Raw genomic sequence first — 15349 nt, forward strand, 5'->3', positions numbered from 1 at the left:
CTTCCAAGCGAGGCCGAAGCCTCACACATCAGGTGTCAACCAAACCCTGGGCAGACCCGTCCGTGCGGTGGTGTGGTGAAACCGTCGAAAACCAGCGGGACAGCTGGTTCGACAATGCTGCCGAATGCGGCGCCGTGCACGGTGTGTGTGGCGATCGTGGGGGTGCCGGGCTGGGGTAGATCGCGGGTCCGCTCGACCGGGAAGAGTCCGAGCTGCTGCACCCAGGTGCATACCCGTGCCAGCTCGATCCGTACCCGCCAGGAACCTCCCTCGGTCGCGCGCCTCCTCAACGCTGCGAGCGTTCCCGCCGTTCCGAGGTATGCGGCGAGGTAGTCGTTGAGCAGGTATGTCGGTGGCAGCGAAGGCTTTTCGTTGATGTTTTCTTCCATCGCGAAACCGGTTGCGGAGCAGGCTAGTTGGTCGAAACCGCCGCGAGCGGCCCATGGTCCGTCGGCGCCCCAGCAGTGGTATTCGAGCGTGACCAGGCCGGGATTGCGTGCGGTCAGCACCTCGATGCCGAACCCGCGTTTCCCCATGCCTCGATAGGCGTCGTTGAACACGTCCGCACCCGTCGCCAGCTCGTGTAGCCGGGCGGCCTGGTCCGGTTCCCGCAAGTCGCAGTGGGCGTTTCGTTTCCCGCCCCCGGTCAGCGCCACCATGCTGTTCGGGTCGGGCAGATCATGGCGGCCGACATGCAGCACGTTCGCGCCGAAGGTGGCCAGGAGCTTCGCCGCGACCGGACCGGCGATGACATGGGTCAGGTCGAGCACGCGCAGCCCGCTGAGTGGTGGCCAGTCTGCGCTGCCCGGCACCGGACGTGCGGGCGCGTCTCCAATTCGTTCGATTCGCACCACTGGGTGGCGTAGGTTCTCGCGACCGGCAGGCAGTTGGCGCCACTCGTCGGCGCTACGTACGGCTGCGCACGCGCCGCCTGCCGCGCACACCGCGTCTTCCAACGCGAACGCGTCCCAGTGCTTCGTAGCCTCGACGATCCGTTCATGCAGTGGCGGGCAGTTCAGCACCCGGCAGACCGCGTCACGTAGATGTGGGTACGTCGTCATCAAGAAGATCCAGCGCCCGTCACGTGCGCGATAGAAGTCGTTGTTGCCCAAGGAAGAAGGGGCCTCGGCTAGCCGGTGTGCCGGATGGCCGTTGATGGTCGTCAGATACGCCGCCCGGAGCTGGTCGATGGCGTCGGCGGTGCGGACGCGCACATCCGGTGCCCGGCCAGACCTGCGATCTGCTGACCGAAGCACGCGATCGCGGCGGCTGAGGCATCGCCTAGCCGGTGTACCGAGGGGGTCAGCGGATCGGCGCCGTCGATCCGCGGCGGAGCCTAATCGCACCCGAGCGCAGCGGAAAGTGCGGTGGCGATCTGTTCACTGGTCTGAGGTGCTTCACGGTTCATATCGTTACCGTGGCACCGAACTCGGTGAAGGAGCATGATCTTGCGGATATCCGTAGAATGTGGCCATGCCGGAGCACCGGGCCGTCGCGCGGGTTGACCGCATTCTCGATGTCGTCGGCCGTTCCCCTGTACCAATGACGCTGACCGAGATCGCCGCTGCAGTCGGTGCGCCGATCAGCTCCACACAGGACCTTGTCCGGCAACTCCGAGTCTACGGCTACCTGGTGGCACTGAATCGCCGCTATCGCCTCGGATTGCGCCCCTACGTCCTAGGGCTGCTTGGCGGCACGCTCACGCCGGCCGGTCTGCACCACGAGGAACTGGAAGTGCTCAGCAAGGTTGCTCGTGCACCGATCGCACTCGCGGCGCTGGTCGGCAGGGAAGTCCTTTACCTCGATCATGCCGGGCCCCGCGCGCCCGAGCGCGTCCAACGAGTCACCGACGAACACACGCCGCGTTCAAGGCGCCGAAGAAGATCGTCTTCGGAGACCTGCCGAAGACCTCCACCGGCAAGCTGCAGAAGAACGTGTTGAGGAGCAAGGCCGTCTCCGGCTGAGAGCGACGCGGGATTCGGCTAGTCCGAGCAGCTGCTGGTGACGATGCCGAAGGTGCGGATTTTGCGGTAGATCGTGGCGCGTGACATGCTGAGATCTGCTGCCGCTTCCCCCTTGTTGCCGTGGTTGGCCGCGAGACTGCGGACGATGGCGTCGCGTTCGATCGATTCCATCTGGGTGAGCTGGCGCCGTGCGACGGTTCGGCATTCGGCGGGGAGATCGCCGACCTCGATCGGACCGGACCGCAGAAGTGCCATTATCGGGTGGCTTGCCCTGTGCCAAGAGGGTCGACCAACTGTCGGAGGCCGCGTTCGGCGTATTCGGTGGTGAGAGCGAGGACGAACTCTGGATCGCCGGGATGGTTCCGGTACGCGTGCAGGATCGCGAAGATCGCGGTCCCGACCGTCATCGCGGCCAGCGGCGCCACCTCGGGGCCGGACTTGTCGCCGTGGCGGGCGAGGTTCGTGCGAATCAGAGCGGCGACGCGGTCGGTGACGTCGTCGGTGAATTGCCGCCACACGGCCAGATGTCCCTCGCCTTCGGTGGCCATGACCAGTTGGAACCCGTTCGGGTGGACCTTGGCGTAGTCGAAGATCGCGGCCATTCCGGCCCGCATCTGCTCGTGGCTCGGCCGCCCTTCGGCCTTGTCGTAGGCGGCGAAGAGCCAGTGCTTCAACTGCTCGGCCTCTCGGCGCAGCGAGGCGACGTAGATGGCTTGTTTCGACGCGAAGTGCGCGTAGAGGGTCGGCTTCGTGCAGTCGGCGGCTTCGGCAATGGCGTCCATTCCAGCCGCCGCGTACCCGCGGTCGGCGAACACCGCGCACGCCCCGTCGAGCAGTTGTTCGTCGGAGGGACGGGAGCCTCTGCTGCGTCGCCTGGTTCGAGAATCGAAGGAAGCCACGCTTGTCATCATGCCGCACCCAGTGTTTAACTTCGAGTCAAACAATTGGTTGATCACCCCGGGCAAGGAGGCCCTGATGCGATGGTGGCGCAGCTTGTCGGTCCTGTTGGCGGCGATGTGCGCCGCAGGCACGCTTACCGGGGCGGGGGCCGCTCCGGCCGGTGCCACCGAAGCGATGCCGGAGTGCGCCTTGCCGGATGCCGGTGCGCCCACGGACTCGGCTTCGCCCGCTGCCCAGGGATTCGACCCGGCCAAGCTGGCGCGGGCGATGGACTTCGCGCAGTCGCGCCTGCGGCTGAACGTCCAGGTGCACCGCAACAACTGCCTCGTCGCGGCGGGCAGGCTGAACCCGCTCACGGGCGGCGTCCCGTGGAACATCTGGAGCTCGACCAAGAGCGTCGTGGCGCTGGTCGCCGGTATCGCGCGTGACCAGGGCAGGCTCGACCTGGCAGCGCCGATCGGGCGGTATCTGCCCGAAGGCGTCGGGGACGCCGCTCACCGCGCGATCACGGTGAACGACCTGCTGACTCAGACGTCCGGGCTGAAGCAGGCGATCGTCTCCGACATCGGTGCGTCCGTTGCCGGCGCCGACGCGGACGTCGTCGCCCAGGCGATGGCGGCTCCGATCGTCCATCCCCCGGGTACCTACTTCGAATACAGCCAGCGCGGTCCTGACCTGTTGGCGTACGTGGTCGAGCGCGCGGTCGGCGAGGACTTCCAGGCATTCGCGCAGCGGAACTTGTTCGACCCGATCGGCATCGGCGCACAGGATCACCTCTGGCTGCGCGACCGAGCCGGCCACACCTACGGATTCGCCAACCTCTACCTGCCGCCTGACGACCTGGCCCGGTTGGGCCTCCTGCTCGTCAACGGCGGCAACTGGAACGACCGCCGGGTCGTGTCCACCTCGTACCTCGACCAGCTCCGCGCCCCGTCGCCGACCAATGCCTGCTACGGGCATCTGGTCTGGGTGAACCGCGCACCGTGCGTCGGTCCTTCGCTGCCCTCGCGCAAGGTCTTCCCCGCCGCGCCACTCGTGGGCATGCCCGACGACGCGTACGCGATGATCGGCTTCCTGCAGCAGAACAACTTCGTCGTGCCCAGCCTGAACCTGGTGGTTACCTGGACCGGCGCGCTGGGTGACGTGAGCGCCGACCCGCAGACGTTGCTCAGCGCCAGTCCGAACAGCGAGCTCTACCACGAGTTCCTGCGCCTGCTCAGCCAGGCCTTCGTGCAACCCCGGCTGCCCGATCCCGGGCCGTACCGGCAGACGTTCAACTTCGATGTCCAGCCCGGGCAGCTCATCGACCCCGCCATCACGCTGCGTTCGTTGGGGGTCGGCCTGAACGTGCCGGCCGGATGCACCCAGGTTGCCTGCGGCAGCAGGCCCGTGCCCCGGGGAACGACCCAGGACTGAGCCGCTGTGCTGGGACCGGCCACCCACTGAAGCGTCCGCCGCACCCGCTCGGGTGCGGCGGACGCTTCAGTGCTCCGGCTAGTCCGAGCAGCTGCTGGTGACGAAGGTGCGGATTTTGCGGTAGATCGTGGCGCGTGACATGCCGAGATCTGCTGCGGCTTCACCCTTGTTGCCGTGGTTGGCTGCGAGACTGCGGACGATGGCGTCACGTTCGATCGATTCCATCTGGGTGAGCTGACGCCGTGCGACGGTTCGGCATTCGGCGGGGAGGTCGCCGACCTCGATCGGACCGGACCGCACCCGGTTCGACACCTCGGTGAGCACGCGTTCCAGGTGCGCGACGTTGCCCGTCCATGGCAGCCGCATGAGCTGGCGGAGGCACGCGTCGGAGGGGTTCAGCTGCCGGCCGCGCGAGTGCCTGAGCAGCAGGTGCGGAACCAGGTGGCGCAGGTCGTCGGTCCGGTGGCGCAGGGGCGGAACCTCGACCGTGTGCGCGAAGAACGGCATCAGCCACCCCGCCGCGTCCGGATCGCCAGGCTCGTCGTGCAGCGTCACCGCGACCCAGGCCGGGGCCTCCTCCGGTGAACCGGCCTGCCACGCCGTGAACAGGTCGGTGAGCTGCCGCACGCCGTCGGTGGTGAGTGCATCGGCATGCCGGAGGACGACCACCGGCGAGTTCTCGCCCGCGACGTGATCGGCCAGCGCGCCCGCCCAGGCCTCGTAGTCGTCCACGTTCTCGCAGTCCCGCACGACGAGGTGCCCGCTCGGTGCGTGATGGCGGGCGACCGCCTGCGCGAGGGCGGTCTTCCCGGTGCCGCGCTCGCCCTTGAGCATCAGCCAGTTCCCGGACGTGTAGCTGGTGTTGGCTGCGGCGCACGTCTGCCGCCAGGCGGAGGTGGCGCCGACGAGACCCGGGAGAAGCAGGTCAGGGCGGGGCACCTGCCGCGCGGCGGTCTGGCTCTTCACGCGGAACACGCCGCCGGCGAGCGCCGTGCCGCAGTGGACCGGCCGGTACTCGATGCGCGCGACCACGCCCGAGGGCAGGTCGGCCAGGATCGTGGCGGGCTTGGGCGATCCTGCGATGTCGGCCGTGTGGGTGATCAGCGTTGCCCGGTCGGCGGCGTCGTAGAGGTCCTGGGCATGGCTGTTGACCATCACGACGTCGTCGCTCACCGCGAGAACGGCCCCCGACCCCCTTGCAGGCGGAGAGGTACTCGCGGAACAGGGCCAACTCCCGGCTGCCGATACCGGCGAGGATCGCGTCCTCGATCTGGTTCGCCGTCCGCCGCGCGAGGGTCAGCAGCAGCGGCCCGGGCGTTCCCTGCCACGAGGTCAGGTCGAGTACGCCGACCAGGTGACCGCGCACCGGGTGGAAGATCGGAGTCCCAGCGCATTCGAACTGGGCGAGTCGGCTCTTGAAGTGCTCGAACCCCGAGACCAGCACGGGCTCTTGGCATTCGAGGGTGGTGCCGATCCCGTTGGTCCCGATGGAGTCCTCGGCGTAGCTGTAACCGGGTGCGAGGCAGATGCTGTCCAGACCGGCGTCGAGAGTGCGGTCGGCGCTCGACCGGTGCACGACCAGGCCGTCGGCGTCGGTGAGCAGGATGGCGACCGGCTGCTGGGCCAGCTCGGTCGCCAGGTTCTCCAGGACCGGCGTGGCGCTGCGGACCAGGAGGCTCTCCTCGTCGCGATCGGGGACGAAGAGCGGATCCGGCTCGTCCGCATCGATGTCGTGCTCGAGCGCGCGCCGCCAGGACGCGGAGATGATCCCCCGAACCCCCGAGTGGTCGGCCAAGGGGCGAGCGAGGAACTGCTCACGCAAGGTGCTGATCTGCGCATTCGACCGGATTCCGTGCGTCGGCATGAGCGTCTCCTTTGACGTCAACGCGCTGGGTCCACTGCGCTGTTTCGACTTTCCGAAGCTCATCGTGACGATTACTCACGGGAGCCGTGATCTCACATTGAGACAGAAGTCGCATGCGATCCGCAACACACTTGCCCCTGCAAGCGACGACCGCCGGCGGTCGCGATCCAGCCGGCTGTCCATCATCCCGTTCCCGGAGATCTCCGCCGCGCGTGCGATGCCGATGGCCATCGACGCCGTGCCCAACCCGGAGATCCACAACGGGATGGCGGTGCAGATGATCGACGAGGTCCGGCACTCGACGACATCACCGAGAAGGCGTTCGCCAACAACTACGCGGGCACCATCGGCCGCCAGTTCGGCGAGGGCTTCATCACCGGCGACGCGATCACCGCGGCCAACATCTACCTCACGGTGGTGGCCGAAACGGCCTTCACGAACACGCTTTTCGTCGCGATGCCCGATGAGGCGGCCGCCAACGGCGACTACCTGCTGCCGACCGTCTTCCACTCGGTGCAGTCCGACGAGTCCCGGCACATCAGCAACGGGTACTCGATCCTGCTGATGGCTCTGGCCGACGAGCGGAACCGCCCGCTGCTGGAGCGCGACCTGCGCTACGCCTGGTGGAACAACCACTGCGTGGTCGACGCCGCCATCGGCACCTTCATCGAGTACGGGACGAAGGACCGACGCAAGGACCGCGAGTCCTACGCCGAGATGTGGCGCCGGTGGATCTACGACGACTACTACCGCAGCTACCTCCTCCCGCTGGAGAAATACGGGTTGACCATCCCGCACGACCTGGTCGAGGAGGCGTGGAACCGGATCACCAACAAGTTTACGTGCACCGCGTGGCGCAGTTCTTCGCCACCGGCTGGCCGGTGAACTACTGGCGCATCGATCCCATGGAACTACTGGCGCATCGATCCCATGACCGACACCGACTTCGAGTGGTTCGAGGAGAAGTACCCCGGCTGGTACAACCAGTTCGGCAAGTGGTGGGAGGCCTACAACCGGCTGCGCTACCCGGGTCGCAACAAGCCGATCGCGTTCGAGGACGTCGGCTACGAGTACCCGCACCGCTGCTGGACCTGCATGGAGCCCTGCCTGGTGCGCGAAGACATGGTGGTCGACAAGGTCGACGACCAGTGGCGGACCTACTGCTCGGAGCCCTGCGCCTGGACCGACACGGTCGCCTTCCGCGGGGAGTACGAGGGCCGGGACACCCCGAACATGGGCCGGCTCATCGGGCACCGCGAGTGGGAAACCCTGCACCACGACCGGGACCTGGCCGACATCGTATCCGACCTCGGTTACGTCCGGGATGACGGCAAGACCCTCATCCCGCAGCCGCACCTGGACCTGGACGACCCCAAGAAGTTGTGGACGCTCGACGACCTGCGGGGCATCCAGTTCGCCAGCCCGAACGTGACGCTCAACCAGATGACCGATCAGGAGCGCGAGGAGTGGGCCGCGGCGTACCGCGCCAACCCCAACGTGACCACCTCCTGATGACCGGAGGTCCGCGGGCGGTGACGGACCACGAGCCGTCCGCGGCCCCTCCACCGTGCTGGGTAACTGGCGTTCCCACCGCGGACGCCGAGCTGAGAATCGAGATTCACATGGCCGACAAGCACCGAATCTCCTTCGAGCCGGTCGACATCGAGATGGAGGTCGGAGAGGACGAGAAGATCCTCGACGCCGCGTTCCGCCAGGGCGTCCACCTGATGCACGGCTGCCGCGAGGGGCAGTGCTCAGCGTGCAAGTCCTACGTCCTGGACGGCGAGATCCAGATGGAGCGCTACTCGACCTTCGCCTGCAACGATTCCGAGGTCGAAGAGGGGTACGTCCTGCTCTGCCGCGCGCACGCCTTCAGCGACTGCACGATCGAGCTGCTCAACTTCGACGAGGAGGAGCTGCTCAACTCCGCGCCGTTGCAGGAGATCAGCACCGAGGTCCTGGAAGTCGTCGCGCACACGCACGACATCGTGGGTCTCAAGCTCAAGCCGGTCGAGCCGGCTGCGTACGAGTTCAAGGCAGGCCAGTACGCCGACCTGACCATCCCGGGCACCGATGAGCACCGGTCGTTCTCGATGGCCACAACGCCGTCGACGTCCGACCACGTGGAGTTCGTCATCAAGAAGTACCCCGGTGGCAAGTGCTCCTCGTTGCTGGACGAGGGGATCGCGGTCGGCGACGCGATCACCCTGACCGGGCCCTACGGCAACTTCACCTTGAAGAACGGACACGTGCTGCCGCTGGTGCTGATGGCCGGTGGCGCGGGCATGGCGCCCGTCCTCGGGCTGCTGCGGCACCTCAGCGAGACCGGCGACACCCGCCGGATCCGCTTCTACTACGGGGCCCGCACGGTCGCGGACCTGTTCTACCTCGACGAGATCCGCGCGCTGGGCGAGCAGCTGGCGGACTTCGAGTTCGTCGTGGCGCTGTCGGAATCCGACGACGGTGCGGGCGAGCTCGGTGTCACCGCCGAAGCGGGCATGGTCACCGACGTCGTCGAGCGCAGGGAACCCGAGCTGCACCGGACCGAGGTCTACCTGTGCGGGCCGCCGCCGATGGTCGACGCCTCCCTGGTTCTCGCCGAGCGCCAGGGCGTGCCGGACGACCAGGTCTTCTACGACAAGTTCACGACAGCGGTCCAGCCCGGCGAGTAGCCCGGATCGCACCTCTCGCAAAGCCCGGTGCTCCAGCGGAGATGTCAAAGGAGATATCAGATGGCGAGCAGTTCAACGCCTGCGCACAAGGTGCGCAGCTTCCCGAAGATCGAGTTCACCGATTCAGAGGCCGGAGCGCTGGAGTTCCCCAGTTCCCGGAGTCGCAGGTACAGCTACTTCGAGCCGGCGAAGCTGCGGGCCACGGTGTACGAGGACGTCACCGTGGACGTGCAGCCGGACCCGGAGCGGTACCTGAGCCAGGGCTGGATCTACGGCTTCGGTGATGGGCCGGGCGGGTACCCGGTGGAGTGGACGGCGGCGAAATCGTCGGACTGGCACGCGTTCCTGGATCCCAACGAGGAGTGGGAGCAGACCATCTACCGCAACAACGCGGCGGTGGTGCGGCAGGTCTCGCTGGGTCTGGAGAACGCCAAGCGGGCCAACGCCTACGGCGGGTGGAACACGGCCTGGCAGAAGTTCATCGCCCGCAACCTCGGTGCCTGGATGCACGCCGAGAACGGGATGGCGCTGCACGTGTTCACCTCGATCCAGCGCTCCGGACCCACGAACATGATCAACACCGCGGTGGCGGTCAACGCGGCGCACAAGATGCGCTTCGCCCAGGACCTCGCGCTGTTCAACCTGGACCTGTCCGAATCCCTGGAGAGCTTCGAAGGTTCGGTCCACCACGACGTGTGGCACTCGGCGCCGGAGTGGCAGCCCACCCGCAAGGTCGTCGAGGAGCTCACCGCAGTCGGCGACTGGGCGGAGCTGCTGTTCGGCACCAACGTCGTCTTCGAGCAGCTGGTCGGCCAGCTGTTCCGCTCGGAGCTGGTCATGCAGATCTCGGCGAAGAACGGCGACTACGTCACGCCGACCATCGTGGGCACCGGCGAGAACGACTACAACCGCGACCTCGGCTACACGCGGGCGCTGTTCCGGTTGCTCACCCGCGACGAGGAGCACGGCGCCCGCAACCGCGAGCTGTTCGGGCAGTGGCTGGCGAAGTGGGTCCCGCCGTGCCTGGAGGCCGCGCACGCCCTGCAGCCCATCTGGTCGCAGCCGGCCGACAAGACGCGCACCTTCGACGAGTCGCTCAACGCGACGAAGCGAAGTTCAGCGAACTGCTCGAGGAGATCGGGCTCGACGTCCCGAAGGAGTCGGACCAGTGAGCGACAGCATGCAATTCGGTTCGCAGGCCGGTTCGTCGAACATGTGCGGCGTCACGTTGATGAACACCCCGGTGGGACGCGTGGTCGCCGACGTGATGGCGGGCAAGGACGGCATCGACCTCGTGGAGTACCCGTCGATGATCCGGGTGGACGGCACCAAGCTCCTGGAATTCGACTACGACGAGCTCACCGACGCGCTCGGCGAGCCCTTCGACGGGTCGGTCTTCGAGGAGGTCAGCTCCACCCACTACGGCCGGATGGTGCACCTCGACGACCGCACGATCCTGTTCGCCAACCCGGAGGACGCGGCCGAGTACATCGGCTTCGACCTGCTCGCGCAGGACTGACGAAGGCGACCCGAACCCCGCGGTGGCGGAGCGCTGAACCGGAGTGCTCCGCCGCCGCGGCTCCACAGCGCAGGACTGAAGGGTGGGACCTCGATGTACGAGAAGGACGGCGAGAAGTACTACGTGGTCGACGGGCACGTCCACATCTGGGACGCGCGCGAGTCGAACCTCAAGAACATCCACGGCAAGCAGTTCATCGACTGCTTCTACGAATACCACCGCAATCTCAGCCCGGAAGAGCACGTCTGGGACTACGACACCTACACCTACTACGGCTCCGACCGGTTCATGAAGGACATCTTCGAGGACGGGTACGTCGACCACGCGATCTTCCAGGCGACGTTGCTCAACGACTTCTACAAGACCGGGTTCGGGCAGACCGAGGAGGCCTTCGGGCTCACGCAGCGGCATCCGGGCAAGCTCACCTACAACCACTCCTACGATCCCCGCAACGGGGAGGCCGGACTGGAGCAGCTGCGCCGCGACGCGGAGCGGATGAACCTCCAGGGCATCAAGCTCTACACCGCGGAGTGGAACGGGGATTCGCGCGGGTACAAGCTCGACGAGCGGTGGTCGCGCCGGTACCTGGAGGAATGCCTCGAACTCGGCATCAAGAACGTCCACGTCCACAAGGGACCGACGATCCGGCCGCTGGACCGGGACGCCTTCGACGTGGCCGACGTGGACAAGGTCGCCACCGACTACACCGACCTGAACTTCGTCGTCGAGCACGTCGGTCTGCCGCGGCTGGAGGACTTCTGCTGGATCGCCACCCAGGAGCCCAACGTCTACGGCGGGCTCGCGGTCGCGATGCCGTTCATCCACGCGCGGCCCCGGTACTTCGCGCAGATCATCGGCGAGCTCCTCTACTGGATCGGGGAGGACCGGATCCTGTTCGCCAGCGACTACGCGCTGTGGACGCCGGGCTGGCTGGTGGAGAAGTTCGTCGACTTCCAGTTCCCGGCGGACATGACCGAGTACGGGCAGATCACCACGCAGCAGAAGAAGAAGATCCTCGGCCTCAACGCCGCCGCGTTGTACGACATCGACGTCCCCCGGGAGTTCCGGGTGCCGGAGGTCGCGGCCTCGGGGGGCGGATTCGCCATGACCACGACGCTGCGATCCCTGGAGGAGGAGGTCCTGGCCGCGCTGGGGACGGTGATCGACCCGAGCTGGACGAACCCGTGACCGAGCTGGGTTTCGTGCGCTCGGTGGGCATCGACGACGCGGGGTCGAGGTGCACCTGCGTCTGCCGACCTCGTTCTGCGCCCCCAACTTCGCGTACCTGATGGTGGCCGACGCCCACGACGCGCTGGCCGGGGTGCCGGAGGTCGGCCGGGTCCGCGTGCTGCTGGACGACCACCACGACTCCGACAAGATCAACAACGGCATCGACGCGGGACTCGGCTACGTCGGGACGTTCGGGTCCGAAGCGGATGAGGGGCTCGCGGAGCTGCGCCGCACGTTCCAGCGCAAGGCCCACCTGGCGTCGATGGAGCGGTGCTGCCATCACCATCACCGAGGACTCCACGACGATCACCGCGGGCGCCGGCGACGAATCGGCCGTGCGGGCGCGGATCGGCCAGCTGGAGAAGCAGCTCCAGCGGGCCCGGATCGAGCACGATCAGGACAGCCTGTGGCTGCGCATCGCGAGGTTGTCCGGCCGGATCTCCGTCGTGAGCGTCGGTGCCGCGACCAGCGTCGAGCTCAAGGAGCGGATGCTCCGGGTGGAGGACTCGCTGGCAGCGGCCCGAGCCGCGCTCGAAGAGGGCGTGGTGGCCGGTGGCGGTGCGCCGCTGGCGCGGGCCGCGGGGTGCGTCGAGCTCGTCGACCTGGACGGCGACGCGGCGCAAGGGCGGGACATCGTGCTCCGGGCCCTCGGCGAGCCGCTGCGGTGGATCGCCAACAACGCTGGTTACGACGGCGGGGAGGTCGTGACCCGCGTCGCCGAGTTCGAGAACGGCGGCGGTTTCGACGCGTTGACCGGCGAGTACGGCGATCTCTTCGCGGCCGGGGTCGTCGACCCGCTCAAGGTGACCCGGTCCGCGTTGGAGAGCGCGGCGTCCATCGCGGCGCTGCTGATCACCACCGAGACCGCGATCGTCGAGGAGGTGGTGGTCAACCCGGGCTCGATCATCGCCCCCGGGACCGGTGACCTGGCCGAAGGAATGGTGCGCCCGTCGAACATCTACTAGACGAGGTAGCACCCGTTGCGCCCACCGCTGTCCCGACGGTGGGCGCAACGCTCTCGATGATGGGCGGGGTGCTCAGCCCGGGAGAGCCGGGTGCCGCCGGAGGGCGCCGGCTTCGTGCAGAGCCAGGCGAATCAAATCCGCCCGGGAGCAGCGGCGATCGACCAGCCCGAGTTCGAGGGCTGCCGCAGCGCGGCACCCCGTTCCGCGCCACGAGGAGGGCCGGACCGTTCCCGCGGACATGATGCGAACGTCGGCGGCCTCCGCCAGGGCGTAGCCCGCTCCGAGCGCGTCACCGTTGATCGCGGCGACGACGGGCAGCGGGTGAGCGCGCAGGGCGTCGAGCACGTCCGCGAGCGGCTTCAACGCCGCATCCCGCTCCGGGCCCGCAGTCGGGTCGAGGTCGGGCGCGAAGTCGCGGTGCGCTCCGGTGAGGACGATGGGTCGCTGCGGTCCGATGTAGACGATGGCTTCGGCCAGGCCGTCCAGCACGTCCGCGGTCAGGGTTCGCCGAGCTGCCGACCGCAGCCGCACCAGCGCGGCCGCGCTGCGGTGTTCCAGGTCGAGCATGCGTCCTCCCCGATCGATCGCCGAACCACCTGGCCCGCACGAGAGCGGTCCTCGGTGTCGAGCGTACGGATTCCGGCCTCGAAGCCTTGTCTCACATTGAGACCGTCCAGCTCACGGCGAGGCGGTAGTCCTGGACCTGCGAACGCACCTCGTGCGGCGCGGTTTCGGTCGGATTCGTGCCACGTCTGTTGGGAGGAACCGAAGTGGTGGACAGCGATCACGCCCCGGACCGGAGGAACCTCGATCCCGCGAAGACCAGGCCGGATTCGGCTCCGCCGGGGGAGAAGCATCGCGAGTGCCTGGAGAGGGCGGTGCCCGCCCTGATCGAAGCCGGTTGGCGCATCGACTTCATCACCGAGGTGACCGCACGAGGCGTAGCGGTCCACGAGGTGGATCGGTAGCGGCCGGTCAGCGGTGCGCGCCGGTCAGGGAGAAGAACTCCTGCCGCGAGCGGGCGTCGTCGCGCAGGGTGCCCAGCAGCGTCGAGGTCACGGTGCTGGACCCGGTGGCGCGGGCCCCGCGCAGGGTCATGCAGGTGTGCTCGGCTTCGATCACCACACCCACGCCCTTCGGCTGCAGGTGTTCGGACAACCATTCGGCGACCTGCTTGGTCAACCGCTCCTGAACCTGCGGGCGGCAGGCGAAGTGCTCGACGATCCTGGCCAGCTTGGACAGTCCGAGGATGCGCTCGCCGGGCAGGTAGCCGACGTGGGCGACTCCGACGAACGGCAGCAGGTGGTGCTCGCAGACGGAGCGCACCGGGATGGAGCGGGCGAGCACCATCTCGTCGTAGCCCTCGTCATTGGGGAAGGTGGTCAGGTCGAACGGCCTCGGGGTGAACAGCTCCGCGTAGGCGCGGACGATCCGGCCGGGGGTCCCCGAGAGGCTCTCGGAGTCGGTGGAGATCCCCAACGCCCGCAGGAGCTGCCCGGCGGCACGTTCGGCTGCTTCCAGGTCGATGCCGGTGTCGGGCTCGTGCACGACGCGCAGTGCGGTGCTGGGGGTCATGTACAGGTCCTCCCTTTTCGCCAAAAAACCTTAGTTTTATTGCGGATCGAAGGCAAGTGTCCTGCGAGATCCGGGGTTCGACCCACTTGTGTTGGACAAATCACGCTATGCTGGTGAGGTGAGCGCAAGCGGTGACGCCCCAGAGCTTCCGATCGCGGCCGTGGCCGTCCTGGACGACGAGCTGCGGCGGGGGATGTACGAGTTCACCCGCCGGGCCCGGCGGCCGGTGACCCGTGACGAAGCGGCCGCCGAGGTCGGGATCTCCCGCAAGCTCGCCGCCTTCCACCTCGACAAGCTGGTCGACGCCGGGCTGCTGGTCGCCCGCTCGCAGCCGGGCGGCGGGGTCGGCAAGGTCGGGCGGGCCCCGAAGGTCTACGAGCCGGCGGACGTCGACATCCGGATCTCCATCCCGCCCCGGCAGCACGACCTGCTCGCCGACATCCTGCTGCAGGCAGTGGTCACCGAGGGCGAGGGCGAAACCGCGCGGCACGCCGCGCTGCGCACCGCTCGCGAACGGGGTCAGCAGGTCGGCGCCGCCGAGCGCGAGCGGTCCCGGCCGGGCAGGCTCGGCGCCGAACGCGCCCTCACCCTCGCCGAGGAGGTGCTGGCCCAGCACGGTTTCGAGCCCTCCCGCCGGTCACCCGGGTGCGTGCGGCTGCTCAACTGTCCCTTCCACCCGCTCGCGGCCCGATCCCCGGACGTGGTCTGCGGCATCAACCACGCCTTCCTCGCCGGCTTCCTCACCGGGCTGCGCGCCACCGGCACCGAAGCCGTCCTCGAACCTCGATCCGGCGAGTGCTGCGTCCAGCTGCACCGGTCCGAGCGCACCGGCTGACGGTGGCGAGCGCTCAGCCGCGCGGCGTCTCCTCCCGCACGTCAGCCGGTCAGGACGTCGACCAGGACCGCGGCTTGGCTGATGTCCGGGGCCTTGGTGCCGGTCAGCAGCGTGAGGCGGTCGCGCCTGGCCAGAGCGCGCAAGTGCTCGACCGCCTCGGCCCGTTCCGGCTCGTCGAGCTCGGCCCGGTAGCGGCGGTCGAACTCCGCGAACTTCTCCGGATCGTGGCCGTACCACTTGCGCAGTTCCGTGGAGGGGGCGACCTGCTTGCACCACTCGGTGAGGGAGGCCGCGTCCTTGCTCAACCCCCGAGGCCAGACGCGGTCGACGAGCACGCGGCTGCCGTCCCGGTCGGTCGGCTCCTCGTAGACTCTGCGCACCTGGACGTCGGGTTCGTCGTTGGCCACCG

The 15349-nt window shown here is 68.0% G+C and carries 17 protein-coding genes and 2 pseudogenes; 11 read left to right on the forward strand and 8 right to left on the reverse strand.

Going from position 1 to position 15349, the window contains the following annotated elements; translation table 11 throughout:
- Positions 1–35: 35 nt before the first annotated feature.
- Positions 36–1214, reverse strand: coding sequence for a CoA transferase (locus ACYVF3_RS29860; RefSeq protein ID WP_461157618.1), 1179 nt, complete (start codon positions 1212–1214; stop codon positions 36–38).
- Positions 1215–1473: 259 nt separating this feature from the next.
- Between ACYVF3_RS29860 and ACYVF3_RS29865 the strand changes: the two genes are divergently transcribed.
- Positions 1474–1941, forward strand: coding sequence for a helix-turn-helix domain-containing protein (locus ACYVF3_RS29865; RefSeq protein ID WP_461157619.1), 468 nt, complete (start codon positions 1474–1476; stop codon positions 1939–1941).
- A 41-nt stretch (positions 1942–1982) separates the two neighbouring features.
- On the opposite strand, the gene ACYVF3_RS29870 is transcribed toward ACYVF3_RS29865, so the two are convergent.
- Both ACYVF3_RS29870 and ACYVF3_RS29875 read right to left on the reverse strand, forming a co-directional pair.
- Positions 1983–2219, reverse strand: coding sequence for a helix-turn-helix domain-containing protein (locus ACYVF3_RS29870; RefSeq protein WP_461157620.1), 237 nt, complete (start codon positions 2217–2219; stop codon positions 1983–1985).
- Positions 2219–2920, reverse strand: a complete 702-nt coding sequence (locus ACYVF3_RS29875; RefSeq protein ID WP_461157621.1) for a TetR/AcrR family transcriptional regulator — start codon at positions 2918–2920, stop codon at positions 2219–2221. Before ACYVF3_RS29875 ends, ACYVF3_RS29870 begins: the two co-directional genes overlap by 1 nt.
- Before the next feature lie 19 nt (positions 2921–2939).
- On the opposite strand from ACYVF3_RS29875, the gene ACYVF3_RS29880 reads away from it, so the two are divergent.
- Positions 2940–4280 (forward strand): serine hydrolase domain-containing protein, encoded by a 1341-nt coding sequence (locus ACYVF3_RS29880; RefSeq protein ID WP_461157622.1) that lies wholly within the window; start codon positions 2940–2942, stop codon positions 4278–4280.
- 78 nt (positions 4281–4358) lie between these two features.
- Here ACYVF3_RS29880 and ACYVF3_RS29885 read toward each other — a convergent pair whose 3' ends face one another.
- Complete coding sequence (locus ACYVF3_RS29885) at positions 4359–5114, reverse strand: helix-turn-helix domain-containing protein (RefSeq protein WP_461157725.1); 756 nt, start codon at positions 5112–5114, stop codon at positions 4359–4361.
- 91 nt (positions 5115–5205) lie between these two features.
- Positions 5206–6144: a GAF domain-containing protein gene (locus tag ACYVF3_RS29890; protein ID WP_461157623.1), complete on the reverse strand. Its 939-nt coding sequence runs from the start codon at positions 6142–6144 to the stop codon at positions 5206–5208.
- Here ACYVF3_RS29890 and ACYVF3_RS29895 point away from each other — a divergent pair.
- The 7 genes and pseudogenes from ACYVF3_RS29895 (at position 6143) to ACYVF3_RS29925 (ending at position 12530) form a co-directional block, all read left to right on the forward strand.
- Positions 6143–7029, forward strand: a pseudogene (locus tag ACYVF3_RS29895) (ferritin family protein). The gene ACYVF3_RS29890 and the pseudogene ACYVF3_RS29895 overlap by 2 nt on opposite strands.
- Before the next feature lie 45 nt (positions 7030–7074).
- Positions 7075–7656 (forward strand): hypothetical protein, encoded by a 582-nt coding sequence (locus ACYVF3_RS29900; protein WP_461157624.1) that lies wholly within the window; start codon positions 7075–7077, stop codon positions 7654–7656.
- Positions 7657–7766: 110 nt separating this feature from the next.
- The gene (locus ACYVF3_RS29905) at positions 7767–8816 is read left to right on the forward strand and encodes an FAD-binding oxidoreductase (protein ID WP_461157625.1); all 1050 of its coding nucleotides are present in this window, start codon (positions 7767–7769) and stop codon (positions 8814–8816) included.
- Positions 8817–8876: 60 nt separating this feature from the next.
- Positions 8877–9988: pseudogene (locus ACYVF3_RS29910) on the forward strand (aromatic/alkene monooxygenase hydroxylase subunit beta).
- On the forward strand, positions 9985–10335 hold the full coding sequence (gene mimD, locus ACYVF3_RS29915; RefSeq protein WP_461157626.1) for a propane 2-monooxygenase effector subunit MimD: 351 nt from the start codon (positions 9985–9987) through the stop codon (positions 10333–10335). Before ACYVF3_RS29910 ends, mimD begins: the two are co-directional and overlap by 4 nt.
- 93 nt (positions 10336–10428) lie before the next feature.
- On the forward strand, positions 10429–11523 hold the full coding sequence (locus ACYVF3_RS29920) for an amidohydrolase family protein (protein ID WP_461157627.1): 1095 nt from the start codon (positions 10429–10431) through the stop codon (positions 11521–11523).
- A gap of 248 nt (positions 11524–11771) precedes the next feature.
- Positions 11772–12530, forward strand: coding sequence for a TCP-1/cpn60 chaperonin family protein (locus ACYVF3_RS29925; protein WP_461157628.1), 759 nt, complete (start codon positions 11772–11774; stop codon positions 12528–12530).
- Positions 12531–12602: 72 nt separating this feature from the next.
- On the opposite strand, the gene ACYVF3_RS29930 is transcribed toward ACYVF3_RS29925, so the two are convergent.
- A complete protein-coding gene (locus ACYVF3_RS29930) occupies positions 12603–13097 on the reverse strand; it encodes an enoyl-CoA hydratase/isomerase family protein (protein ID WP_461157629.1) in 495 nt (164 codons plus the stop codon).
- Positions 13098–13300: 203 nt separating this feature from the next.
- On the opposite strand from ACYVF3_RS29930, the gene ACYVF3_RS29935 reads away from it, so the two are divergent.
- Positions 13301–13498 carry a hypothetical protein gene (locus ACYVF3_RS29935; RefSeq protein ID WP_461157630.1) on the forward strand — a complete coding sequence of 66 codons (198 nt, stop codon included), beginning with the start codon at positions 13301–13303 and terminating at the stop codon, positions 13496–13498.
- A 7-nt stretch (positions 13499–13505) separates the two neighbouring features.
- On the opposite strand, the gene folE is transcribed toward ACYVF3_RS29935, so the two are convergent.
- The gene (gene folE / locus ACYVF3_RS29940) at positions 13506–14105 is read right to left on the reverse strand and encodes a GTP cyclohydrolase I FolE (protein WP_461157631.1); all 600 of its coding nucleotides are present in this window, start codon (positions 14103–14105) and stop codon (positions 13506–13508) included.
- 118 nt (positions 14106–14223) lie between these two features.
- Here folE and ACYVF3_RS29945 point away from each other — a divergent pair, with 118 nt between their 5' ends.
- A complete protein-coding gene (locus ACYVF3_RS29945; RefSeq protein ID WP_461157632.1) occupies positions 14224–14940 on the forward strand; it encodes a helix-turn-helix transcriptional regulator in 717 nt (238 codons plus the stop codon).
- 41 nt (positions 14941–14981) lie between these two features.
- Here ACYVF3_RS29945 and ACYVF3_RS29950 read toward each other — a convergent pair whose 3' ends face one another.
- The gene (locus tag ACYVF3_RS29950) at positions 14982–15347 is read right to left on the reverse strand and encodes a DUF488 domain-containing protein (protein ID WP_461157633.1); all 366 of its coding nucleotides are present in this window, start codon (positions 15345–15347) and stop codon (positions 14982–14984) included.
- Positions 15348–15349: the final 2 nt, after the last annotated feature.

This window comes from Saccharopolyspora tripterygii, assembly GCF_054778355.1.